Source organism: Runella aurantiaca (genome assembly GCF_003339505.1).
In the GTDB taxonomy this organism is placed as follows: domain Bacteria; phylum Bacteroidota; class Bacteroidia; order Cytophagales; family Spirosomataceae; genus Runella; species Runella aurantiaca.
Genome location: NZ_QPIW01000001.1, coordinates 664,477 through 690,660, shown reverse-complemented (window position 1 = coordinate 690,660; position 26,184 = coordinate 664,477). Strand labels below are relative to the sequence as shown.

17 protein-coding genes are annotated in these 26,184 nt (G+C 45.1%); 9 read left to right on the top strand and 8 right to left on the bottom strand.

Going from position 1 to position 26,184, the window contains the following annotated elements:
- The first annotated feature begins 128 nt into the window (after nucleotides 1–128).
- Both DVG78_RS02900 and DVG78_RS02895 read left to right on the top strand, forming a co-directional pair.
- Nucleotides 129–566, top strand: coding sequence for a DUF2452 domain-containing protein (locus DVG78_RS02900; protein ID WP_114459543.1), 438 nt, complete (start codon nucleotides 129–131; stop codon nucleotides 564–566).
- 399 nt (nucleotides 567–965) lie between these two features.
- Nucleotides 966–3,497, top strand: coding sequence for a DUF5686 and carboxypeptidase-like regulatory domain-containing protein (locus DVG78_RS02895; protein ID WP_229598111.1), 2,532 nt, complete (start codon nucleotides 966–968; stop codon nucleotides 3,495–3,497).
- Here DVG78_RS02895 and DVG78_RS02890 read toward each other — a convergent pair.
- Complete coding sequence (locus DVG78_RS02890; protein WP_114459542.1) at nucleotides 3,494–4,426, bottom strand: aldo/keto reductase; 933 nt, start codon at nucleotides 4,424–4,426, stop codon at nucleotides 3,494–3,496. The two genes, DVG78_RS02895 and DVG78_RS02890, sit on opposite strands and share 4 nt — an antisense overlap.
- A 184-nt stretch (nucleotides 4,427–4,610) precedes the next feature.
- Here DVG78_RS02890 and DVG78_RS02885 point away from each other — a divergent pair, with 184 nt between their 5' ends.
- Genes DVG78_RS02885 through DVG78_RS02875 form a run of 3 tightly spaced genes read left to right on the top strand, consistent with a single transcriptional unit; the run spans nucleotide 4,611 to nucleotide 7,295 of the window.
- The gene (locus tag DVG78_RS02885; RefSeq protein WP_114459541.1) at nucleotides 4,611–5,435 is read left to right on the top strand and encodes a nuclear transport factor 2 family protein; all 825 of its coding nucleotides are present in this window, start codon (nucleotides 4,611–4,613) and stop codon (nucleotides 5,433–5,435) included.
- 32 nt (nucleotides 5,436–5,467) lie between these two features.
- Nucleotides 5,468–6,517 carry a sensor histidine kinase gene (locus DVG78_RS02880; RefSeq protein ID WP_114459540.1) on the top strand — a complete coding sequence of 350 codons (1,050 nt, stop codon included), beginning with the start codon at nucleotides 5,468–5,470 and terminating at the stop codon, nucleotides 6,515–6,517.
- 1 nt (nucleotide 6,518) lies between these two features.
- The gene (locus DVG78_RS02875) at nucleotides 6,519–7,295 is read left to right on the top strand and encodes a LytR/AlgR family response regulator transcription factor (RefSeq protein ID WP_114459539.1); all 777 of its coding nucleotides are present in this window, start codon (nucleotides 6,519–6,521) and stop codon (nucleotides 7,293–7,295) included.
- A gap of 217 nt (nucleotides 7,296–7,512) precedes the next feature.
- Here DVG78_RS02875 and DVG78_RS02870 read toward each other — a convergent pair whose 3' ends face one another.
- The 5 genes from DVG78_RS02870 to DVG78_RS02850 all read right to left on the bottom strand — a co-directional run bounded on the left by DVG78_RS02870 (nucleotide 7,513) and on the right by DVG78_RS02850 (nucleotide 15,197).
- Nucleotides 7,513–7,983: a hypothetical protein gene (locus DVG78_RS02870; protein WP_114459623.1), complete on the bottom strand. Its 471-nt coding sequence runs from the start codon at nucleotides 7,981–7,983 to the stop codon at nucleotides 7,513–7,515.
- Between the two features lie 71 nt (nucleotides 7,984–8,054).
- Entirely contained in the window at nucleotides 8,055–9,149 is a 1,095-nt protein-coding gene (locus DVG78_RS02865) for an AEC family transporter (protein WP_114459538.1), read from the bottom strand.
- An 89-nt stretch (nucleotides 9,150–9,238) separates the two neighbouring features.
- A complete protein-coding gene (locus DVG78_RS02860) occupies nucleotides 9,239–10,420 on the bottom strand; it encodes a pyridoxal phosphate-dependent aminotransferase (protein ID WP_114459537.1) in 1,182 nt (393 codons plus the stop codon).
- A gap of 56 nt (nucleotides 10,421–10,476) precedes the next feature.
- Nucleotides 10,477–11,937 carry a SusD/RagB family nutrient-binding outer membrane lipoprotein gene (locus DVG78_RS02855; protein ID WP_114459536.1) on the bottom strand — a complete coding sequence of 487 codons (1,461 nt, stop codon included), beginning with the start codon at nucleotides 11,935–11,937 and terminating at the stop codon, nucleotides 10,477–10,479.
- A gap of 71 nt (nucleotides 11,938–12,008) precedes the next feature.
- Nucleotides 12,009–15,197, bottom strand: coding sequence for a SusC/RagA family TonB-linked outer membrane protein (locus DVG78_RS02850; RefSeq protein ID WP_199563183.1), 3,189 nt, complete (start codon nucleotides 15,195–15,197; stop codon nucleotides 12,009–12,011).
- A gap of 35 nt (nucleotides 15,198–15,232) precedes the next feature.
- Between DVG78_RS02850 and DVG78_RS30500 the strand changes: the two genes are divergently transcribed.
- The 4 genes from DVG78_RS30500 (at nucleotide 15,233) to DVG78_RS02835 (ending at nucleotide 21,168) form a co-directional block, all read left to right on the top strand.
- On the top strand, nucleotides 15,233–15,355 hold the full coding sequence (locus DVG78_RS30500; RefSeq protein ID WP_262510935.1) for a hypothetical protein: 123 nt from the start codon (nucleotides 15,233–15,235) through the stop codon (nucleotides 15,353–15,355).
- Nucleotides 15,356–16,037: 682 nt separating this feature from the next.
- Nucleotides 16,038–17,219, top strand: coding sequence for a pyridoxal phosphate-dependent aminotransferase (locus DVG78_RS02845; RefSeq protein ID WP_114459535.1), 1,182 nt, complete (start codon nucleotides 16,038–16,040; stop codon nucleotides 17,217–17,219).
- A gap of 10 nt (nucleotides 17,220–17,229) precedes the next feature.
- Nucleotides 17,230–18,159: a Hint domain-containing protein gene (locus DVG78_RS02840; protein ID WP_114459534.1), complete on the top strand. Its 930-nt coding sequence runs from the start codon at nucleotides 17,230–17,232 to the stop codon at nucleotides 18,157–18,159.
- Nucleotides 18,160–18,375: 216 nt separating this feature from the next.
- Nucleotides 18,376–21,168: a PQQ-dependent sugar dehydrogenase gene (locus DVG78_RS02835; RefSeq protein ID WP_114459533.1), complete on the top strand. Its 2,793-nt coding sequence runs from the start codon at nucleotides 18,376–18,378 to the stop codon at nucleotides 21,166–21,168.
- A 74-nt stretch (nucleotides 21,169–21,242) separates the two neighbouring features.
- Here the strand turns inward: DVG78_RS02835 and DVG78_RS02830 are convergent, their stop codons facing one another.
- On the bottom strand, nucleotides 21,243–23,354 hold the full coding sequence (locus DVG78_RS02830; protein WP_114459532.1) for a peptidylprolyl isomerase: 2,112 nt from the start codon (nucleotides 23,352–23,354) through the stop codon (nucleotides 21,243–21,245).
- 155 nt (nucleotides 23,355–23,509) lie between these two features.
- On the bottom strand, nucleotides 23,510–25,984 hold the full coding sequence (locus tag DVG78_RS02825; RefSeq protein ID WP_158549952.1) for a sialate O-acetylesterase: 2,475 nt from the start codon (nucleotides 25,982–25,984) through the stop codon (nucleotides 23,510–23,512).
- Between the last annotated feature and the right edge of the window lie 200 nt (nucleotides 25,985–26,184).

Sequence of the window (26,184 nt, the reverse complement as noted above, 5' to 3'; positions counted from 1 at the left end):
ATTTAATATTAATTATTTAGACTATTATTTATTATTTAGAGCTTAAAAGGCGTTTCGTTCTACATTCAAACCAAACAATAATTAATTTTGTGCGTTGAATTTATTAACCAACAAACAACGGTTATATAATGGTAGAGAACCCTATCAATCCCGACAAAGTAGCTGAAAACCCCGGACTCATGGCGTATGCCCACTCGGTAGGCGGCGCAGTCATTAAGCCCGAAGATATGGGCAAAGTCAAAGGCAAGGCAGTGTTGGCCATGCGTCAACAAACCGAAAGGCAGCTCGGACAGATTTACCAACAAATGGCAACGCTGGCCCAACAAGCCAAGGAGTTGCGTCAGCGCGTAGATGTATCGGAACGGATTTATGCCGCCCACATGAATTTTGAGCCAGTGCTGAACGAGGTTTATTATGTGTATGAAAAAGAAGACGGCAGCGACGTGCTTTCCATGATTGCACCGGGCGAATGGGGCCGTTCGTATAAATACAGTCGCTATATTGCTAAAGTTACGATGCTTGCCGACCACACATGGCACGTCGAATACAATGAAAATCAATCATAATCAATTGATTACAAAGAATACACAGCTCCTAAAGTTATCAATAAATTAAAATCTCCGTTAGCTATTCTCATGGTTAATCTGGGGTACGCAAAAGGAAGACTTTACTTTCTTTTACGTATCCCAGATTTCAGCAAGTTTCCGAAATTTCCGTAAACAATTGAGTGATAAATACTCTGAGTCGCCAATAGGGTTTACAAACCCCAACCCATAAAAATCCTCTCCTGAGTGCATTCGGTGAGAGGATTTTTTGTGTAAAAACTTTAAATATTGCAACATAATGGCCTCATAATTGCGTATTATCAATAAAAAAGTCAAAAATAATTGTCATAGCGGCTAAACTTTTTTATTTTCAACAAGCGTTTGTCATCATAGACAAACCATGAACCAAATCCCCCACCTGTGATTAGACGATTACGCTTCTTTCCTATACATTGTTGTACGTTAGTCTGTTTCGTACTCTTATGGTCACTTAAAGGCGTCAGTCAGACAACTTACACCATTTCTGGCCGCATCACCGATGCCCAAACTGGTGACCCTGTGCCCTTCGCAGGGGTGGCAATCAAAGGAAAAACTGCGGGAGTTACCACCAATTTTGAAGGATTTTATACGCTAAAAACCACCCAAATAGGCGATTCATTGATGGTTTCGTCGATGAGTTATCGACCCAAAACCAAAGCCATTCGCAAAGATTCGATTTCACAAGTTATCAATTTTCAGCTCGAATCTTCCGAAATCAAACTTCAGGAAGTAAAGATTTACGCGGGCGAAAATCCTGCGTATAACATTCTACGGCAAGTAGTCAAACAAAAGCCCGCGCACAATCCCAACCGCCTCAATGCCTACGAATACGAAAGCTACAATAAGATTGAAGTGGACGTAGATAACCTTTCGCAGCGTTTTAAAAAGCGCAAAGCCATTCGAAAGATTACGGAAGCGGTAGATAAATTTGAAAAGATTGCGGGCGAAGATGGTCGGCCCGTGATTCCGATTTATCTGTCCGAATCCATTTCCAATTATTACTTTCGAGAAGACCCGCGCAAAAAGAAAGAACAAATTCTTAAAACCAAGATTTCGGGCATCGCCGTCACCGACGGAAGCCTGATTTCTCAGCTCATTGGGTCGTCGTTTCAGCAGTATAATTTTTATCAAAACTGGCTGAGTGTGGTCGAAAAAGATTTTCATTCTCCGATTGCCGACGGCTGGAAAAACACCTACGAATACTTTTTGGTCGATACTACTTTTGTGGGTGGGTATTGGTGTTATCAGATTGATTATGAACCAAAACGCCCCCAAGACCTTGCTTTCAACGGCACCATTTGGATTGATACCCTCTCGCACGCACTCGTGCAGGTGGACGCCAGCGTGGGCAAACGCGCCAACATCAACTTTATTGAACGCATCAAAATCCAGCAAGAATACGAACAAATCGGCGACAGCACTTGGATGCCCATCAAATCTCGGGTGCTGATTGACGTAGCCGAATTGACTGACTCTACGGCGGGAATGTTGGTAAAATTTTATACTTCCAATCGAAACGTGACGGTCAACAAACCCCGTCCTCCCAAGTTTTATGACTATCCGCTGGAACTTTCGGAAGACTATAAAGAATATCCTGAAGACTACTGGGACAAAGTTCGTCATGAACCGCTGACGGCAGGCGAGCAAACGGCCTATCAGCTCATTGACTCCGTTAAGCAGGTTCCAGTGGTACGTACCTACGTAGAAGTCCTCAATATGGCCGTCAATGGATATAAACGAATTCCGAAGGTCAACATTGACGTCGGGCCTTTTTTGTATTTATACGCCAACAACGTGGTGGAAGGAAACCGTATCCGCATCGGTGGCAAAACCAACCCCGATTTCAGTCGCAAATGGATATTGAGCGGACACGCGGCCTACGGCACTTTGGACCAAAAATGGAAGTATAATTTTAGCGTTGACTACATCTTTAGCCGCAAACCCTGGACCATCGGCGGCATCAGTCATAGTTATGATTTAGAGCGCATCGGGCTTTCGTCGGAGGCCATCGGCAACAACGCCCTATTTGGCGCCATGACCCGCTGGGGTTCGTACCGTCGCGGGTATTTTGAAGGGGTCAGTTCTGCTTACGTCAAACGCGAGCTTTTCAGAGGATTGACCCAAACCGTGGGGTTGCGTCATCGTTCGTTTGAGCCCATGTACGCCTTTGCCTACCGAACCACCCCCGGCATGGGCGACCGTTCACCCACCCAAAGCAATTACCAAAACTCGGAGTTATTTTTTGAAACCCGTTGGGGCAAAGATGAGGTGTTTATCTACAACGAAAACGAACGACTCACCCTCGGCACGCAGCGGTGGCCACTGGTGATTTTTCGCTATCAAATGGGGCTTCGTAACCTCATGAACAGTGATTTTAGTTACCACCGACTATCCCTAAATGTAAAACAAAGTTTTCGGGTGGGAATATGGGGCCGTTCCAATTATAACGTTACGTTAGGATATATTCCTTCAACGCTCCCCTACCCTATGCTCTATACGCCGCTGGGCAACGAATCCCTTTTTTACGTCGAAAATGCCTTCAACCTCATGAATTACTTTGAATTTGTGAGCGATAAGTACATCCAACTGCGGTATGAGCATAATTTTGAAGGGTTGCTTTTCAACCGAATTCCTGCCATCAAACGCTTAAAATGGCGTTTTTTAGCCAATGCCAAGGTACTTTACGGAAGCGTACGGTCCGCCAATATGAGTCTCCTAGCTCCCACAGATGCGCAGGGGCGACCCGTGCTGGGTTTCAGTACATTGGGCAAAGAACCCTACGTTGAAGTAGGCTACGCCATCGACAATATTTTTAAAGTACTGCGGGTTGACGCCATTCACCGCCTGACCTACCGCCAAAATCCGGGCATCACACCCTTTGCCGTTAAGTTTTCATTCTGGTTCAATATCTAAATTGCGCTTAGATACTCAATCATTTTTAAACGCAATTTATCGTCAGGCAATCGACCGAACCCCGCCCCCATGTTATCCACGACATGCTTAGGATTTGAAGTACCAGGAATAACGCAATTGACGGCCTCGTTGGCCAAAATATACTTCAAAAAATACTGACCCCAGCTCTGAATATCATTTTCAGCCGCCCACTCGGGCAGTTTCTTCCCCTTGACCGCGTTGAACAACGAACCCGATTCAAACGGCTCATTGATTATCACCGCTACCCCTTTTTCACGGGCTTCATTTAGCAACCTTTTCTCGGCATTTCGCTCCCGAATAGAAAAATTGAACTGCACAAAGTCAATCTTCTCCGACTTCAAAACTCGCTCCAGTGTTTCGTGGGCAGAAGCCGTGTAGTGCGTAATACCAATGTACCGAATTTTGCCTTCGTCTTTCCACTTGTACAATGTTTGCAAGTGGGTTTTGTAATCAACCAAATTATGAACCTGCATCAAATCAAGGGTTTTTCGACGCATTTTGGCCATTGAGTCATTCATTTCCCGAATCCCCGCTTCCTTTCCCGTTGTCCACACTTTAGTGGCATAAAAGAGATTGGGGTTAATGGCGGGTGGCGCGGCAAGCTCTCCTATGACCGCTTCGGCACGTCCGTACATCGGTGACGAGTCAATCAACCTGCCCCCTTTTTCAATCATCAGGGTCAGGACTTCGGTGAGTTGGCGGCGTTCTTCTTCCGACAGTCCGACGTCAAACTGCTGCCAAGTACCCAATCCCACGATGGGCAGCGGTTCGCCCGACGATGGTATTTTTCGTTTAATCATGTTTTGTTCTTCGCTTGAAAACTGAAAAGAAGGCAACAACCACATTCCAGCGCCAAAAACACCGAGGGTATTGAGCGCAGCACGTCTTGATTTGATTACAGAATCCATCGTATTGCTTTTATTAATGATTGTTCTGCACTTTTATCGCTCTAAATTCGCACTTTACCGCGACTATTTCAAGCCCCAAGCCTTCTCTGTCACTTCGGACTAAAAAAACAACAGTTCAGGGATATGTCCATTTGTTGTCTCAAGTGGAATTAAGATTTTTGGGAAGAAAACACAATTACACCACATGAAACCACTACGCCACTTAACGCTTGCCAACTTGTTGATGGGGTTGGTCTTCGTCACGGCCCACGCCCAAAAACCAATTCAAAAACTCATTGATACCGAAAAACAATTTGCGGCTTTTACGTCAACGCATTCAATCAAAGAAGGTTTCCTCATGTTTCTTGATAGCATAGGTGTGGTGTTTAATCGAGGAAAAGTGCTCAACGGGATAGACTTTTACCAAAAAGCTCCTGCCAAATCTCCCGTCTTGTTTTGGGAGCCTTCGTTTTCGGTCATCAGCGCCTCTGGCGATTTAGGCTTGAATACTGGGCCGTATACCGTCAGGGCAACACCCAAAGATTCGGTCATTGCACGCGGCAATTTTTCTTCGATTTGGAAGAAAAATAACGCTGGTGAATTTAAACTTTTGATAGATTTGGGGAATTCATATACCGAAACGCACGCGCCAGTTTCGACCATAAACGAAATCACCCTCCAACAATCCTTTGCGAATGCTAACTACGACGAAATAATGACTCTGGAAGAAGCTATCAATCAGGCGATTGCAACCAAAGGATGGCGTAGTCTTTCGCCCTATCTACATCCTTCTGCGCATTTCAATTTGCCCGCAAAAAGCCCCGTTATTACGCAAAAACGGGTGTTCGAAGAACTTTCAGAATTGTCGAATCAAGCCACATTAAAGGCACTAAATGGCGGAATCTCAAAAGCTGGGGATTTTGCCTACGTGTATGGAAGCATAACCCATTCCGCCAAAACGACCAGCTATTTGCGGGTATGGATAAAGGATAAAAATGACTGGAAATTGATTCTGTTAACCCTAGATTAAATTACATTTCTCGCGGAAGAACAACTTTTTCAATGACAAAACTCAACGATAAATGGCTCAGAATCATCGGCGTACCTATCATTACGCTGGTGGCATTGGTGATTTACCACGAAGGAAATGCTTTTCACCGAATTGACCTTCATTCAGAAATCATCCATTCAGTCTTTGCCATCATCGTACTTTGGGAATTAAATCGAATGGTCATTATCACGTCCAGAAATAAGTATCCGGGCATCAAACTTACCCGTACCCGAATCGCCTTTTTGTTGTTTTGGACGTTCATCATTACCATCGGCATTCGATTTACATTCTCGTTGTTTTACAGTACAACTAAGTTTTGGGGATATCATTTTACACCGCAACGGTATATTTTCAACATTATTTTTGGTCTGGTAATGCTATTGCCGATTTTAGCCATTTACGAGGCAATTTATTTGTACAAACAATGGTGGAAAACCTATTATGAAGCGGAGCGCCTCAAAAAAGAAAACCTGCAAACGCAGTTGGATTCGCTCAAATCCCAAATTCAGCCCCATTTTTTGTTTAACAACCTGAGTACCCTGTCGTCGTTGGTGGCCGAAGACCCCAAAAAAGCGGAGCGATTTATCGAAGAATTGTCGTCGGTGTATCGGTATTTATTGCAAAACAACGACCAACCGCTCACCACGCTCGAAAACGAATTAAACTTTATTGATGCCTATTTTCATTTGCTCCAAACGCGCTTCGGCAACGGACTCCGATTGATAAAAGACATACCTGCCGCCAAGCTGTCTTATTTGATTCCACCGCTTACGTTACAATTATTGGTCGAAAATGCCGTAAAACACAATGCAATTTTGAGTCACCAACCCCTAAAAATCACCATTTACGCCGACGACGCTAATGACTTATTTGTGGTCAACAACTTACAGGTCAAATCCAAAAGTCTGCCTTCTGATAAAACGGGGTTAGCCAATATTTCATCTAAGTATAGTCTGCTCGGCCAACCCCACGTGGTTGTTCGCCAAACGGAACATATTTTTCAGGTAAAAGTCCCACTCATCAACCCTTCAAACCCCTCTGTGTCGTACGGAGGTGCATAACATGAACATTTTAATTGTAGAAGACGAAGAACTAACCGCCAGAAAATTGCAGCGACTGGTGCTGGAGGTTGAGCCTACCGCCGTTATTTTGGGCATTCTGACCAGTATCGAAGATACCGTAGCGTGGCTTCAAGACCATCCCGCGCCCGATTTACTCCTGCTAGATATTGAATTGGCCGACGGGCAAAGTTTTGAAATTTTCAATCACGTAACCGTCCAAAGTCCCGTTATCTTTACTACCGCCTACGACGAGTTTGCTCTTAAAGCCTTCAAGGTCAACAGCATAGACTACTTACTCAAACCCATCAAGGCCGAAGAGTTGAGTAGGGCATTAAACAAATTGAATTATCTCAAAGAAACTTTTTTGAAGGAGCCGAGCGAAATCCAGCTTTCCATCAAAAAACTGCTTTCTAACATGGCTCCCGCGCCAGCCCCCGTGTATCGGGAGCGGTTTTTGATTAAACAAGGCCAGAAAATGTTCTCCCTGACCACCAAAGAAATTGCTTATTTCTACACCCGAAACAAAATGAGCTTTGCCAAATCGTTTGAAGGACGCGATTACTTGGTGGATTATACGTTGGATGAAATTTTCGGAGAACTGAATCCTCGTCATTTTTTTCGGTTAAATCGTCAAATCATTGCTTCTGCCAATGCCATCGAAAAAGTACATTTGTACTTCAACAGCAAACTTAAAATCCAATTGACGCCCGCATTTGACGAAGAAGCGATTGTGGGGCGGGAAAAAGCCAGCGACTTTAAAACTTGGCTCGGCGAATAGTAAAAAACACAGCCGAAGCGAATGCCTCGGCTGTGTCGACTCAATCATTGATTATTCAAACCCACCAATAATATATACTCTAAAATGAGTTTGGTATCAGGAATTAAGTTTAAGATCGAATAGTTTGTTGATATTGACCACTTTACTCTCTCCAATCCAGCGACACCATTTACTCAGATTATTCTTCTTTAAGCACTGCACTACGGCAGCTTTATTGTTAATTAACTGCCTGCAAACGAGCCAGTTTAGAAAACGATTGCTCTTTGTACTTACCCGTCAGCGTAAGCGAAACAATCGAACCAGCCTTTGGAGCAGCTACGCCAAACTCAGCCCAAGTTTTGGTCACCAAGGCCCGACCGTTGGCATCGGTTGTCAAGTCAGCAATTTTAACCCCGGCACGTGTTGTAAGCGACAACGCTAGGCCAGTTACTGGAATAGAATCTATTCCTTTTTTATAGTCAAGAATATTTGTTTTGTCCAATTCAAGAATGCGAACACTTACGGTAGCAGTACCCGTTGCTTTTGAGGTAACGGTCGGCTCAGTGGTAAAACCGCCGCCATCTCCGATGGCATTATCAAACACCAACAGAACGGGTGCAACCACGCGGTCTACAAATGGATCATCCACTTTACAAGAGGCTGCGGCAAAGGCCACGGCAACAAAAAGGAATATTTTTGCAGTCTTCATAATTTCATTAGGTTTTAGTGTTGGTTGATTAAGTGCAAAAGCAACAATGGTAAATTGAGCCAATTATATTTTTAGGCTTTTGAAAACTTCATGATTGATTTTCCAATCAAGTTGGGAACTACCCCAATACCCATAAAAAGGAGTCCAGTCATAATGAGTGTAGGTAAATCGGCAAAAAATGTACCTGCTGATAAAATTCCAAGAATCAGTAATGTTGAAAATGGCAATGAAAATGCCAGAACCAATACGGCCAATTCGGCATCAAACGTGCGGCGTTCTTTGGGTAAGCCCGAAGCTTCTTCGCGCAAATTGAACGCTGAAATGTGGGCAAAAGGCCAAAAACTGGCTGAACTCAAAGGAATTGCTACCGCCAACAGCACCATGGTGGGTTCTTTTATTCCCAGTACGGCAATCACTGCGGCACTGAACAACATAGTAATACCCGCTCTAAACATCAACATAGAGCTAATCAATCTTTTCTTTTTTTGTTTCAACTGAACCGCCAATCCGATGAATATCAGTACCAATGGCGTCATCATGGCACTGGTTTTGTCAAACATATCGGCAATAATGACGGGCAATGATTTAAAACTCACACCAAAGCTCAACAAAATAAGGGCCGAAGCAATGATGATGTTGATGGGTTCTTTGGCCAAATTGAGCAAAAGAGCCTTGATTTTGTCGCTGATATTTGTCTCTTCTGTTTTGGCATTTTTAAGAAACATATTCAAGGCAATCACGTACAAAAATATCAAGACAAAGAACTTATTTCCAACATCGCCCAACGCCGCCATTGCCACGCTTTCCTGACCCAAAAACTCCGCAATGAACGGGAAGCAAGACAAACCCGGGGCCAACGAGGGAAGCAACATGATGAGCGTACGACCAGTAGAGCTGTTTTTTTCGACGCCAAAAAACGTCAAAGCAACGGGGGTAATAAAATACATAAAAAAGTTAAAAACCAAGGTCAATGCGGGAACGATAATCAGCTTAGAATCAACGTTTACCTTCATTAACGCAATAAAAATGGTGGAAGGAAGGGCTACGGAAAGCACCATTTCCTTGATTCCGTCGGTTTGTTGTTTGTTTTTAAATTTGGAACGCAAAATCAAACCCAAAACAATCAATAACAATAACGTAAATGCTTTTTGTAGAGCGTCACTCATAATTTCAGGGAGTAGTGAGGAATCAGTAGTGGGGAGTCAGTAGCGAGAATGAAATCATTTCCTACTGACTCCTGCCTAATCACTCCTAATTAACTAATAGCTTCTAATGCGCTGACGAACTGCTTAATTTCGTCCATTGTACCCATACTTACACGGCACCAGGGTTTTCCCTGAATCTCATAACCGCGCACCATGATTCCTTTGGCCATCATTTTTTGGAGCATTTCTTTGCCCGGCATGTTGATGGGGAATATCACAAAGTTGGTGTAAGAAGTTACGTACTTATACCCCATACGGTCGAGATTTTTGCAGAGGTACGTTTTTACTTCGTGGTTGAGCTTACGGGTTGTATCCTGAAACTCATTGTCGTCCATACTTGCTACGGCCGCGGCAATCGAGGTTTGGGTAATACCCATCCCGCCACGCGTGATTTTCTGAATCTGATCAAGCGTTGAAGGCAAAGCAGCCACGTATCCTACGCGCAAACCTGCCATACCCATGATTTTCGAGAAAGTACGGGCAATGATGACGTTTTTCTTCTGGCTAAGCAAGGATACCATGCTTTGGGTATCGGCACCCACGGCTAGTTCAAGATAAGCTTCGTCCACAAAAATGGGTACTCTGTCGGCTACACGTGAACAAAAATCCAACAATTCTTTGCCCGATGTGATGCTTCCCATTGGGTTGTTAGGATTACAGATATAAACAAGCTTGGTGTCTTTGTCGATCGCCGCCTCCATGGCTTTCAGGTCATGCGACCAGTCGCCTTTGCAAGGAACGGCTTTCCAAGAAGCACCCGTAGCTTCGGCTACTTTTACCAACGACATATAGGTTGGGTCGGCCGAAACGACGTTTCCACCTTTAGCAAACAATACAAGGGCTACTTTCTCCAACAAATCGGATGACCCAGGGCCCATCATGATGTGGTCAGGAGTTACGCCTTCTTTCTTCGCGATTTTGTCTACGAGGTTTTCCAGCTCTTTCCACGAATAACGGCTACCCGTTGCCACCGATTCAGATACAGCTTTGCGAGCGCTCATTGGCGGGCCGTAAGGGTTTTCATTGGCATTGATACGAATCATGGTGGGAGGAGTCTTTGGAGGATTTTCCAAGAATGTCTCCCGCAATAAAGGACTGTGAAAAATGTTACCATTTGCATCTACGCGAGAAGGAACGTTGGCAAATGCACCGATAGCGGGCATGGCGGCAATCCCTCCGAGGGTCATAAAACCTGATTTTAAAAGACTGCGGCGGTCAATTTTCTGGCTCATTGGTTTGAATGTTTGTGTGTATTTGTTAAAGATTAAATGTCAATGTGAAATTACGATTATTTCTCTGCCCACCAAAGCTTCGTTTTCATGTTGTCGGCACCGCCATTGAGGGCAATTCCTTTGTCTAAACTTGCCTTGTTGAGGGAGTACTCACTTCCAGGATACGGTAAACGGGTAGGTAATACGCCATCGTTTTCAAATACGGCGCGTGGGTCTTTGGCAGGCAATACCGGAAAACCCGTACGACGGTACTCCGTCCATGCCTCAATACCGACACCATAAAGCGCTAACCATTTCTGATCCAACACTTTCTCGCGGGTTACTTCGCCCACCGTCGCAAAATAGGTTGCGGGTACAGTGAGTCCAAATTGCTCAAAAGAAGCAGTAATTCCCGCCTCAAAATAACCTTTGGCAGTCCCTGTGGTGATGTCGCCGTCAAGCACTGCTTCGGCCAAAATAAGGTTCACTTCCGAAGCCGTCATGAGTACGCTTGGAGCATCAATGCGGGTAAAGGCCGTTCCAACTCCTGAGCTTGTTGCGAGATAAGTAGTAGCAATGGCGTCGGGTAAACCGTTTGAATGTCCTACGTATTTGCCACCTACAGGTGTTGCGTATACCGTGATGCGGGTATCGTTTAGGCTGTTCATTTTATCGGCCAAGGTGCTGCTAATGTTCCAGTCAGTACGGCTTTCTTGTATCAACACTTGGTGCCATTCGTTGTTGCTTGGCAAAACAGAAGTACTGCGCAAAACCGTATTGTCGGCATTGGCCGTAATGATGGGAAATTTAACGGGGTCGCTAAGAATCTCCCGCATAATGGCCCGCGACTCTGCTGGTTTTTTGGCCGCCTGACGGTTGGCCAAACGTAATCTCAGTGAATTAGCAAAACGCTTCCAACGCATGATGTTACCGTTGTGAACAATGTCGCCAAGGATAGCAGGACCAGCGGGGTTCAATTTTTCGTTGGCAATTTTTAAGTCATTCAACAGACCTTCATACACTTTTTCCTGTGAGTCGTAGGCAGGTGAATAGTTAGGTTCAGCCGACGTTCCTTTCAATGCATCATTGTAAGGAATCGCGCCCCACATATCGGTCATGACCGAAAACAACCACGAACGCATCACGAGCGCCACGCCTTCATAATTGGCATTTGGAGCCGTTCCTTCGGGCCCAGTTTCGGTAATGATACGCTGATAATTTACCAAACCATCATTAAAGAATCCCTGCCAGTTATTGTTTTGCATAGCGGGAGAAATACCGTAGTTATCTCCTTCATTTGAATAAATATTGCGCGACAAATACTGCATCCAGAGCATGGCTCCGTCGAGATTAAGGCGCTCAAAACGCGTTCTTCCTCCCCAATAACGGTCAATCGAGCGCTCAAGGGCATAAGGCAACAGGTACTGGGCGCTGATTTTGGTGGGGTTGTTGGGGTCCACGTTCATCTCGTCGAACTCACTCGTACACGAGGTTGCCGTAAGAATCAATGCCAAAGAAAGTAGTATGTATTTTTTCATAGTATAAGTCTTTTTGATTAAACCTTGATGAACGTTAAGGCAAGGCCCGTAAGGCCCTGCCTTAACGGATGCTAGAATCCAAAAGTCAAGTTAAATCCTAAACTCCGTGAGTTGGGCAACTCTCCATAAGCAAAGCCCTGACGGTTTCCACCGAAACGGTCTACTTCTGGATCAATGTGGGTGTGGTTGCTGAACAAAATCGCCAGGTTGCGACCTACCACCGAGAACTTCACGGTACGAATCATGTATTTTTTCAACAATGCTTCAGGAATGCTGTATCCTAGCGTCATTTCGCGCAGTTTCACGTAGCTTCCGTCGTAGATAACGGCTTCGTGATAGCGGCGTGGGTTGTTATAACCATACAATTGGTTGGCAGCTACGATGATGTCGTTTGGCGCATAAACAGCCGAACCATCAGCGTTTGTGCTTACCACTTTCACGCCTTTTCCGATGATACCCTCTTCACGACCCACGGCCGTTTCTTCGTACTGACCCGTCCAACGGGCGGTTCCAGTGCCTTCGTCGAAGAAGTCACCGCCAATGCGTACATCGACCAAAGCTGAGAGTGAAACGCCTTTGTAAGTGAAGGTGTTGCTCAAACCACCCGTCCATTTTGGCTGAATATTACCCAAAATACGTGGCGTAGTGGAAACAACTGGCAAGCCGTTGCTGTAGATAATCTGACCATCGGGGCTGCGTTCAAATCCAATACCGAATAGAGTTCCATAAGCCTCTCCTACACGTGCCTCGGAGTTAAGACCGCGTTGCTGGTGCAAAATCAAAGTGGTTAGTCCGTCGGCCAAGGCAATTACTTTGTTTCGGTTACGGGCGTAATTGACCGCAACATCCCAAGTGAAGCCGTTGGCTGCTTTGAAAGGAGTACCGCTCAATACAATTTCTAATCCTTTGTTTTCTATTTCTCCTGCATTAAGAATACGGTTGTTGTATCCACTTGCTTTTGAAATTTCTACCCCAAGGATTTGATTGCGTGAAGTTTGGTTGTAGTAAGTAAGGTCTAAGCCAACTTTGCCGCGCAAAAAGCGCAAATCCATCCCAAATTCAATACCTGTCGTAATTTCAGGCTTCAGGCCCGAGTTTGGAATGGTGACATTTTCGTAATACTGTGGGGTAGAGCCGTTCCACGCACCACCCGAACGATACACCTGATTCAGCTGGTAAGGACGGGCGTCGTTTCCAACTTGCGCCCAGCTAGCACGTACTTTACCGAAAGTCAAGATAGAACTCTGAATGTTAAGCAAATCGGTAAAAACCGCACTTACCGAAGCCGAAGGATAGAAATAAGAACGAGCATCGGCTGGAAGCGTACTTGACCAGTCATTGCGGGCCGTCAAGTCTAGGAATAATGCGTTGCGCCAGCCCACTTGAAAAGTGCCAAAAAGTGACTGCATTTCGGTTTTTTCAATCCGGCTTTCTACCGTATTAAGGCTTGGTACAGAGTTTGAAAGGTTGTATAGACCATCAACCACTAACTCCCCTACCCGAGTAAAGTTACGCTTGTAGTAATTTTGACGAAGAATTCCTCCGAATTGTGACGTAATTGAAATGTCTTTTGCAACCGTTTTATTAAACGTCAAGATAGCGTCTGAGTTGGTTTCTTGCGCCCGCAATACTTCTTCTGAATATTGACCCGGTGTACGGTTTCCGTTACGAACGCGCTCAAAGTTGATAATATTGATACGCGTATCCGACCAGAAATCCGTTCCCGAACGGGCCATCAGGCTCAAAAAGGGCGTAATTTTATAGTTTAAGGCAATGTTACCTACCAAACGGTCCTTCACGTTGCCTAATGGCAACTTATCGTTTACGAAGAAAGGGTTGGTAAAGAAGGTGTGCTGCCAGTTTGGCGGATCGCTATCTGGCAAACGGCCAGGAAGTGCGCGCTGAATGTGCGTAGCCGTATAACCTTCGTAGTCTTTGTGTTGCTCCCACGATACGTGGCGGTGCGACCAAATAAACTGCTGACCTTCTTGATACCCACGGTTTTTAGAACCCGATTTGATGTATTCAGCTGAAAGCGTTACGTTAAGTTTAGGGGTAAAGTTGTAGCCCGTATTGAGTTTGAAGTTATTGCGGTAAAAATCGTTGCTACGCATAATCCCTTCTTGGCCCATACGACCAATTGAAAGGCGAAAATTACCTTTATCGTTTCCGCCCGAAAGCGCGACGTTGTTGGTACGCGTCTGACCTGTTTCCCAGTATTCTTCCCAGTTGTTGGGCTGAGGAGTAAGTGGTGCCACTTGAGTACCAGACCACCAATGACGAACCAACCGGCCGTCTAAAGGTGCGCCCCAGCTTTCGTCCGTTCCATCTGTACCAAACAAAGGAGCTGTAGGACCGTAAGCCGCGCGGTACTGAGGGATTGCATCGCCCGTGATGGCACCCGACCAACCGTCTGAATACCAAGTGCGGTAGCCATTTCCACCGCCGTACATATCCTGAAAATCAGGCTTTACCAAAGGGCGTTCGAAGGTAATGTTAGAGTTTACTTCCACGCCAATTCCTTTTGTACCAGCACCGTTTTTGGTAGTAATCAAAATAACCCCGTTGGCCGCCCGTGAGCCGTATAGCGCGGCGGCGTTTGGTCCTTTCAATACGCTGATGTCTTTGATGTTGTCAGGACTTACTTCCGACAGACCACCACCGAATTGCTTTTCGCCGCTGGTCATGGAAGTAGACGTACTTTGATCGATGGGTACCCCGTCAATAACAACCAAAGGCTGGTTATTTCCTGATACCGAAGACGCGCCCCGAATCTGTACCGTTGAGCCGCTACCCGGTCCACCGTTACTCTGAACACGTACCCCAGCCACTCGACCGGCGAGGTTATTCACAATGTTGTTGGAGCGTGCCTCCACAAGCTGAGAACCTTTTACTTCTTGTACCGTGTATCCTAAGGCTTTCTTTTCTTTTTCAATACCAAAAGCAGTCACGACAACTTCCTGAAGGGCTTTTACATCAGGCAGCATTTCGATACTCACGGTAGAGCGAGCGCCCACGGGTACTTCTTGTATTCCATAACCGATAAAACTGAATACCAATACAGCATTGTCATCAGGAACCGCTATTTTGAAAGCACCTGTTCCATCGGTGGCAACACCCGTCCGTGAACCTTTGAGAAGAACGTTTACCCCTGGCAAAACACCTTCATCTTTGGAGGTTACTGTACCTGTGACCATCCGCTGGGCGTATCCTGCCCAGCTTATTGCCAACAGAGCAGAAAATAGTAGAAGTCTTTTCATCTGGTAATAGTTTGGTTGATTAGTGTTAGTAATAATTGCACTTCACGCTACGCACCGACCGTACCGAATTTGCCGGTACAGGCCGCATAAGCACCCACAATCGTTACAGTCGGGCAAGCGTGGCCAAGCAAGAGGACATTCCCTCCTTTATCGTCTAAGAAATCAATAACAGCAAGTTGATGAGCAGTTACGTTCTTTTTAAATATGACAGTTTTTTAAATGTGTTTAGGTTAAGATTTGGCGGCAGCTTTTGAAGGCAGACACCGTTTCGAGCTAAGAGTTATTCTTCTTTAGAGTTCTTTTCTCGGATTAATATTCCTCTACAAGTGCGGCTAAAGAAGAATATCAATAAGTAGTAAATTGTACTTTTTTTGTAATTATGATTCGAAAGTATGTCGTTGATTACAAATTACCAAACGTATACTCCATATTTTTTTGTTTTTCTTTAATTTTATGAGAAAAAAACAATTATTTCTTAGATTATACAAAATATTATTCCAGTTTTTAGACAAAACACCCTACTTAATTAAATTACTCATGAAAATTACTTACTTTTAATTTTTAAAGCAAAATGAATAAATTTTGATTAATTCATTTTATTTAGTTCTATTTTTATGTATTTTTGTTCATAATATTGATTTTTACTGTATTTTTTGTTTATTTATCTATCATAAAAATATCGTCAAAAATTATCTTTTTCCAATTTTTAACGATTATCAATAAGATAAACCAAGCTGAAACAATTACACTTTATCTTTATATCAAATTGCTTATCGTTGCCAAGCGAGAACAATCATTTTCCTCCCTGCAAACAAACCGTTCATCTTATCCATTACTCCTATGTCATCAAATCTCAATCGTCGTGATTGGCTCAAGTCAGGATTACTTGCTTCTGCCGGCTTAACTATCGGACAGGCAAATCCCGTCAACGCCGCCCCTGTTTTTACCCAGGGAATCTTGGATGTTTATGCAGAGCGTGAACTCGAATTGGCGCACGAAGCGATGCTGGCGGCAGCTCCGCAAATCAAAGCCCGACTTTCCTCCAACGAAAATCCGTGGGGGCCTTCTACGGCGGCTATTAAGGCCATTTCCGACACCGCTCCTAAGTCTTTTCTTTATGCAGGACCAGTTACGATGGAATTGCGGAAAGCAATTGCAGAAATGAATGGCGTTTCTCCCGACCAAGTATTGTTGGGTGCCGGCTCTTCCGAACTCCTCATGGCAAGTCTATTGATGGCAGGGGCGAAGGGAAAAGTGATGATGGCCGAAACTTGCTACATCTCGGGCCGCGACGCCCGTGAAGACGGCGCCACCATGCCTACCATAAAAGTCCCGTTGACCAAAGACTACCAATATGATTTGGACGCCATGGACACGCGCTTAAGTGCGGATACAAGTTTGATTTATATCTGTAATCCAAACAACCCTACGGGAGTAATGCTGCCTTCGGCTAAGCTGAGCTCATTCTGTGACGCTGCTTCGCCAAAATCAACTGTATTAGTCGATGAAGCCTACATTGACTATGCCCCCAACCCCGCCACCGACAGTATGGTTGAGCACGTTCGCAAAGGTCAGAATGTTTTAATCCTAAGAACACTGTCAAAACTCCACGGCTTTGCAGGGCTTAGAATCGGCTACGCGCTCGGTCAACCCGCTACCTTGAAAGAATTACGCAAGTATTGTTCGGGAGGCTTTACCGTTTCAACCACATCGGCAGCGGCGGCTATTGCGAGCTTCAAAGACAAGGCATTTCAGGAAATGGTTTTGAAAAATACCGCAGAGTCGAAAAAATTCCTTTATGATACGCTCAAGTCGATGGATTACACATATTTACCTTCATCGGCCAACTTTGTTTTGTTCCCCATCAAAGTGAAAGGGCAGGTATTGCTTCAAAAAATGATGGCTGAAGGGGTAAGTGTGCGCAGTTGGTTTTTTGACCAACAGAACTGGTGCCGCGTTAGTATTGGTACAATGGACGAAATGAAAGCATTTAAAGAGGCATTTGCCAAATCTGTCAGCTAATCCCTCTGCGATGAAATTTATTATTATTTTATACCTGGCGGCTTGTACAAGTGTATTTGCCCAAAGCAACATGCGCGCCATTACGCTGGACGAATACGCCAAAGTCAAAGCACTTCCCCTTAAAAGTGTGGAGAAACATACGTACATCCGCGAAAAAGGCTACGTTTTTGACCGCCCCGAAGGAGCCGACGGACTGTTTGAATTCAATTTAAAAGACGGTATCGACCGAAAAATTTATCTGTATAAAATTTCGGAAGGAGCCGCCATGAACGGGATTGGGACATTAGCCGTTTTTAGCGCCCAAGGTAAGCAAATCAAATTGTACATCCCCAATCAGCTTGCCCCCAAAGAGGTTTGGAATCAATACATGAGCGATTTAAAGGTTGGAAATACCCTGGCAAATGGCTTTGCGGTTTGTGTAGCCTACATGTTGTCTCAACTCAAAACCGAAAATGCTTCTGACTCCACTTCGACCGAAGAGAAAGACCCCAACGATTTTTGTTTTCCCGCCGAAACCTTCGTCAATTTAGCCGATGGGAGCGAAAAGCCTATCTCCTCAATTGCGGAAGGTGATATGTTATCGGGTATTTTTCAAGGAAAAGTAACCCGCGTTGAAACGCACGAAGGCAGTTTTCAACTCACTCGACTGCTCATCAAGCCGCACGGACAAGCATGGGTAAGTGCCAAAGTGCGCGATGGTTTGATTGCACTTGAAGCAACCGCCACACACCCGTTTCTTACCTTAACGGGTCGAAAAAAAATCAGCCAACTCCAAGTTGGTGATTGGGTTTTTGTGAGGGATGCCGTGTCGGGGCGTTTTGTGACGGCCGAAATTAGCGTTATTCAACACGCAGTGCGTACCGTAACTCACGTCTACAATTTACGTACTGAAAGCGGGACGTATGAAACCGAAAGTATCATTGCACTCGATAAAAACTGATTACACTAAACCCTTCTATTATAAATGCAAGCCCCGCCACCGTGCGGGGTTTTTGTTTGCCTTCTGGGAGGGCAATAGCCTCTTCTTACGTATTAAAATACTTTTTCGTTTAATTTCCGTAGGTTTGAGTGTACCATTTTTTTCTAATATTTTGCCGTTTGAAAATCCCAACGGGTTTATCTGTCCGGTTATCTTCATTACCAATAACACTCAACCATGAGAATTGCTTTATTTCTTTGTTTTTTTGCTTTTATTACCACCGTCCACAGTCAACCCTCTGGGTTTCAAAGTCAACTGAAAGTGAAAGGCGCCAACGGCGACCTTGTAGGAATGGTAGGAGTGGTTTTTGATCAAGTGGGGCAAATGTACACTTGGGAAAAAAACGGAAAAGTTTGGGCCATACGCTTCGATGCCAACGGAAACGCCCAAAAATACCTGCTACTCGACATCAACTATGAAGTACTGAGTAACAACGACTTAGGACTCGTTTCGGTCGTTCTCCATCCTGACTTCCTCACCAACGGTTATCTATATTTAATGTATGCCGTCAACCGAACTTATTTATTAACGGGAATGAACGGAAATGATGGCTCCGACCAAACAGGTTCAATCGTTCGCATAACGCGCTACAAAGCCAATATCAACGCCGCCCCGAGCTTTACGGCACTTGTCAACAACAGTCGTGTGGTGCTTCTAGGCACAACTCCTTCCGATGGCATTCCCATCATTTGGAATAACCACGGAGGGGGTTGTATGGTTTTTGGTGAGGACGGCACCCTGATGATTTCGACAGGCGACGGTGCCTTCGCTGGAGTATATGACCGAGGAAACGAAGGCAACTACCAACAAGCCATTGATGCGGGGGTGATTACCCAAGCCCACAATATTGGTGCCTATCGCTCTCAGGTTGACAATTCCCACAACGGAAAAATCTTACGAATTGACCCCGAAACAGGCAACGGCATTCCTTCCAATCCATTGTATAACCCAAGTACCCCACGAGCCGCCATCTCAAGAATGTGGGCAAAAGGATTACGGAATCCTTTCCGGATGACATTGGTCCCCAATTCTGGTAGTCACAATCCAGAAGACGGCGACCCCGGTGTGCTGGTCGTAGGAGATGTGGGTAATTTTTCAAGGGAAGAAATTAATACCGTAACGGCCCCGAACCAAAACTTTGGATGGCCGCTTTATGAAGGACTAGAGCGGATAAATACCCCTTGGAACGACCCTAACTACGCTCCTACCACGCACCGAAAGCCGATTTTGGAATACCGCTCGCTCACAACCGACGCCAATGTGTATCTTAATCAAACGACTAAAGTTCAGATAGGCTCGGCACAGTTTCCCTACACCGGCCCTACTTTTTCGGGAGCCTCCACCATGGGGGGCGTCTTCTACACGGGCACTAAATATCCAGCCGATTACCAAAATGCCTTGTTTATGGCCGATTACGATGGAAAATGGATACGAGTATTAAAACTGAATGCCAACCATGACCCCGTCAGCATTAGCCACTTTATGACCGCTTCCCAAAAAATAGTTCATTTGGCCTATAACGAGGTAGACGAAAGTATCTATTATATTACCGGGGTATCTGAAAGCACCAACCCCTGCGACGAAGTCAGAAAGCTGCATTATAGCTCCTCAAACCTCCCACCCGTAGCCAAGATTGAGACCGATGTCAACAGCGGTTTAGCGCCTTTGCCCGTTGCGTTTACTGCTTTAAAATCCTATGACCCCGAAGGGACTTCCCTTACCTACGAATGGCGCATCAACGACGCGCCCCCCTTCAGCACGGGATTGGCGCCGCATTATTTATTTAATCCTCCCACCAACGGACGACAGAAATACAAAGTAAAATTAACCGTGAGAGATACAAATGGCACGGGACTCAGCAGCAGCGACTCTACCTACATCTATGTCAACAGTACTCCGCCAGTCATCAATAGCATTAGCCTTGATACCATCAGCGGGGTTTCTGCGTCGGTAGACTACCCTTTGACTTTATCGGCAGTGGTTTCTGATGGGCAAAGCCCCACGGATAGCCTCCAGCTGAGTTGGACGGTTGCGTTGGTCCACAACGGGCACGAGCACCGAAACCCCACTCAAGTTGGAAATGCAATCAATACTGTACTCGATGGCACCCCATGTGAGGTCGGAGATGCCACTTATTTCTACCGAATTTATTTAACCGTTACTGATCCCGATGGTTTATCTACTAACTATCATAAAGATATTCCCGTCAACTGTGCGGGCATGCCTCAAATCATTAGCTTCACCGACATTGATGATCAATCAATAAGCCTCAACACAAGCAGCAATGTCTCATTATCGGCTACGACAAGCTCAGGCCTCAGCCCCATCCATTTTTTTAGTAGTTCAGGACCCGCTTACATTATCGGCAACATTTTGACGCTCACGGGAGCGCCTGGCCAAGTGACCGTTAGGGCCGTGCAACACGGAGATGCCAATTATCGACCCGCCATACCTGTGGAGCAAACTTTTGAGGTAAATAGAAGCATTACACCTTATTCCATTCAATTTACGAGCATTGGTACAAAAGCGGCCTCTTCGCCTCCATTCATACTTTCGGCAAGCAGCAGCCCTACCAACGAAACCATCGAGTACCTGCTTATTTCGGGCCCCGCAACCCTTTCTGGCAACACCGTAACGCTCACCGGGCAGGGAGGAACAGTCAGAATAAGAGCCTTTTTTAAAGGAAGTTATTCAAAAAATGGGAAATTTGTTGAACAGACCTTCGAAGTTGTTTGCCCAACGCAGTATGCCCTTAATAGTCCAATCACCAACGGTCAAAGTGTATCTTTAGAAGCTTCTGAGTCGATTACGGCCGTCAATACGATTGCGTCGGGTGCCACAGTGGCCTACCAAGCAGGAAACGCTGTTTATCTCAATGCGGGCTTCAAAGCCGAACAGGGAAGTACATTTCAAGTACAAATTGCGGGATGCAGGCCCATCACTCCTTCTGCTACCAGTTCACAGAAATAAATCATAGCTACTTATAAACACGCAAGCCTGTCAAATGACTTGACAGGCTTGCGTGTATGAATAAAAATGTCCTACTAAAAGAATTTAGCGCGGTTATCAACCACTTTGGCATTTTCACGAACGGCTTCGTTTACTAAGAAACTCGCCTGGAAACTTTTCGATTGTAGATTGGCTTTATACATTGAGTAATCCCCGATGGCAGGCGCTGGAGTGCTAGAAACTTGCTCCATGATAAATACGCCATTTTCGCCCGTAAATACTTTCGTTTTTTTGCCAGGTTTCAATCCAAAACCTTTTCCTAATGCGATTGGGTCAAGGCCCGCACTGGTCAGGAAGCCCGTGGCCAGCGAAATATCATTGGCGTTTTCAACCAAGGCACCTGCGCCGTATTTTTGAGCAATGGCTTCAAGCGTTGGGGCTTGAATACCACTCAATTTTTTAGTGATTTGCTCCGCTTTGATTTGATTACGTACTTTCAGCGTCAATTCGTCACGGAAATCGTTAATTGTTGGGCTGTCTTTGTCTGACTTTCCAGTCAAAATGGCCACAACATATTGCTCATCTGTTTCAAAAACAGGAGATGCCTGATTTTCGTTGGTATCATCGTTGAACGCCCAACGTACAATCTCACGCGCATTTTGCATGGTGTTGATGTTAGTTGCCGACTCTGGAATACGGTTAGCTGTCTGTACAATCAATGACTTCTCTTTCTTCACCGACTCGTCAAAGGCCGCTTTTGATTTTGACTCAATCGAGAACTGGTCTGCTTTAGCATAGATTGCATCTCTCGTGGTTTGGCTAGGAGTCATGGTTTTGCCAATGGCCGCGATTTTGTACAACACATTGGTTTTGGGTTCCGTTACCTTAATAATGTGGAATCCAAAATCGGTTTCTACCAATCGTCCAATCAGGCCAGTACCACTCATTGAGAACACTGCATCGCTAAATGGTTTCACCATGGCTCCTTGACGGAAGTAACCGAGGTCTCCACCGCGCTGGGCTGAGCTTTGGTCAGCGCTATTGGCCGCGGCCAATTGTTCAAAATTAGCTCCTCCTTGCAATTGCTTCAACAAATCAGCGGCTTTTGTACGTGCTTCTGCTTTCGCCGAATCGCTTGTACCTTGGGCACGAATCAAAATGTGACTTGCTTTTGCGGTGTAGGCAGTATCCAATTTTGTACCGCCGTACTTATAGATAAAGTAAGTATTTCCTTCGCGATAAGGACCGTTTACACTTCCAGGAATAAAGCTCTTAACGGCGCCTTTCAATTGATCGGTCATTTCAGAAAGCGACCAATATAATTTTGTAGGAACGTCAGAGTTGATGCGGGCGTAAGTAGAGTCATTGGGAGCAGTAGCTAAACCACGCGCCAATTCCTTAATTCTATTGTATAACTCCGTACTGTCGTCTTTGGTAGGAACAATCGGAAACGTTACGTATTGAATCGTGCGTGAATCGAAGCCTTTGTATTCATCTTTGTGCTTGGCAAGATAATCTTCCAATTGTGTATCCGTCACTTTCACGGTTGTATCAGTTACTGAATAAAACGGTACAAACAAATACTTCAGCGTTGCTTTGGTAGTTTGAGCTTGGTATTCTTTTTCAGCTTCGGCGCGCGTTACGTAAGTTCCTACGCGAAACAGGTTTTCATATTTTTGACGAACACGGTCTTGGGCTAGGCTTTTTTCAAAATTTTGCCACGCCTGTTGTTGCTCAGGAGGCAAATTTTTAAGGTTTTTCAAATAACTGATGACCGATGTTTTGTCAAAAACACCCGTTTGCGGATTGGTGAATGACTGTTGGATGGCGGGACTTACGTTGTTTCCCTGAACCATATCTACCAGTTCATCATTGCTTACTTTTAATCCCAATTCATCGTACTCTTTTTTGTACGCAAAATCAACAATGTATTGATTCCATACCTGTTCCCGCAGTGATTGTTGTTCGGCTTCAGAAGCTGCGCGACCGCTCTGTGCTTCAAAAGCCTGACGGGCTTGGTCTAATTTGAGTTGAAAATCTTTGTAGTCGATGGTTTCTCCTGCAATTTCACCTACTGCTTGACTGTTGCCCCCAAACATACTTTGGGCTCCTAAAATGTCACCTCCAACAATAAAGAGGATTAAACTAACGGCAATGATCAAAACGGCTACACCTGATCGTTCCCTGATTTTGTTGATTAACGCCATAGTTGCGTGCGCGTTATTTGAGTTAAAAGTTAATTGTTATAGTTAAGTTGTCATTTAGGAAATGAATGCTTCCCGAAAATTGACCCGCAAAATAACATCATTTACCTAAACAATCCAACTGCTGATTGATTCTTTGTCAATTTTCATGCCAAGGATTAGGGCACAAACCAGAGCTTTTTGGTCAATGGAATCTGATTCTCGCCCTGTATCCTCAAGAAGTACATGCCCGGGGCCAAAGAAGGGAATTTGAGGGCCATAGGGCCAATCAACTCAGGAACAGACTCCTCATACACCTGTTTCCCCTCGGCGTTGATCAATTGGAGTCGGGCATTTTTAACGTCTTTATATGTTTCAATGGAAAAGACCCCATCACGGCTCGGGTTGGGATACACGCTCAATCCATTGTTTGCAAAATCAAAAACAAAGCTGTACACAAAAGACGGTAAGGAAGCACACGTATTTGATGCATCTAAATCATAAAAAGCAACAACTGTATAATTGCCTGTTTGCGAAGGCTTTAATATATTCTGGGTAGTCACTGTATTCTGCGAACCTCCTTCTTGATTCCATCGAAAATTAATATTGGGCAGATAATCTCCTTCGGCCGCTATCGCAAAAGGCCCAGCTTTGGTTATGACTGGACGGGCAGGCACGGGATTTACTTCTACCGCAACTTCTTTTGAAGGAAGCGATTTGCATCCCCATGTATCAGTCACTCGAGCAGTGTAACGACCAGAAGTTGTTACTGTCAGTTTTTGGGTTGAATATTGCTCATTCCAAACGGTTGACAAAAAAGAATCTGTCGATAATGTCACCTTGCTTCCTTCACAAAAACGCAGTACACCATCGGCTAAAATGGTGGGGGTGGTAGGTAAGGGATTGACCGTGACCGTCAAGGTTTTGGAATAGGCAGAAGCACAATTGTATTGATTGACCGCCCGAACCGCATAATCACCTGGTTGTTTTATGACAATGGTACCCGTTTTTTGTCCACTGTTCCACTCCAATACCGTACTGGTTGAAACAACGCTGTTCTCCTCTACGGCCAACGTTACGCTTTGGTCGGCACAGAAAGTCAATGGTCCCTTGGCCGTCACCGACGGAATCGACGGGACGGGATTAACGGTCGCTTTTACGCTGCCCGAAAAATCAGACCAGCAGCCTTTATCATCCTTGATTTGAACGGAATAGTTTGCCCCATCCCCTACGACAATGCTTTGAGAAGTTGCGCCATTGCTCCATCGGTAACCCGCTGCCTGCGGCGTAGAAAACGAGACATTTCCTCCTTCGCAAAACACCAAATTACCATTGGTAAGTATGGATGGAGTCGATGGTTTTGGTAGCGCACGGCGGGTATTGTCGCCCACGCTGACGGAGCTTGAGTACATAAAATGGCCAAAAGAATCCTTCACTTTTACCCGATAAACGCCGTTGTTAGCCAATATTGTATTGTTTCGTTCGCCGTTACTCCAGCTTACTTCCGTAAAATTTCCCTCCGCAATGAGCTTAACCCGACTATCATCGGTACAAGCTACTTTAATAACCGGCAACAATAAAGGCGCGATGGGATTGGATTGGTTAAAAAAATTGGAATTGAGGCTTTGGTTCCACTGCTGTGCAAGGGTGGTTAGGGCATTGCCCTGCATGTGCACTCCATCGGGCCGGGGAATCTGAATGTTATCAGTTGCGGGTCCTTCAAATACATTAGAAGTAGAATTAATGACGGTGTTCTGGGCATTAATTACCGCCTTGGAAGCATACATATTATAAGAAACTTTCGAAACTACCCAGCTGATGTTTTGACCCGCATCGTTGCGGCTTTGCCCAATTACCTGTTGTAGATTTGAGACTATTTCAGATTCCGAGAGGTTGAATTGTGTATCTGATTCGCCCTGATGCCACAACACCGCCCGCACCCCCGTAAGCGAGGTAAATTGGCGTAATACCACTTTAAACTGTGAATAAGGCAGCTGATTTATATAAACTCCGCCCGTGTAGGGGTTGGAAGCATAGCCAGTCGAGCTTTCGCGCCATGACCTGCTGGTGGTGCCCTCCAAAGCCACATTATAAAATAGCACAGGCACATTGAAACGACTAACCAATAAATCTCCCAATACGCCCCAAGACCACGCAGAGTATCCATACGGGGCAATATAACTATCGGCATTTAAGTGAGAAAAAGTCGGTTCGGGAAGTTCATTGGGGTCAAATGAGGCATTGAGGTAATTAAAACAGCTCACCCGATCGTCGTTGGCGGCAGGTGCTCCGTAGTTTTGGATGCCGCGCGCGTTTGATTGTCCCGCAATCAAAAACACTTCTCCAATCCCAATTCGTTCTACTTCGGTACTGTCCGTTACTTTTCCATTTCTAATAACTCTGACTTTCAATTTATACCAACCGCCTCCGCCCGAAATGGTCCCTGAATAAATGCCTCCTACGGGGGCTTTCTCCACAATTTGCCAGTTGGTCGCCGTTCCCTGTCCCGCCACAAAAGGAACCAAAGCGGCTTCGACTTGATCGGGAATGCTCTCTTGGTACGTACCACTGACCACAAACGTGGCTGAGTTGTTCGATGAACGTTGGAATACAAGACGCGAGGTAGGGAAACTAATTCCTACTTGCGAAAACACGGGAATGATAGCAAAGACAGGAAAAAATGTAGAAAACAGGCAACAACGTACTATACTCTTTTTCAGGCAATTGCGAACTCTTAACATCCTACACCGGGTAGTTATTTTCAAAATAAAAGTTTCAAATTTACGAAATCAGCTTGGGAGTACAAGCTTCATAGGCACAAATACCCCTAAAATGATGTTTGTGTTGCACAAAT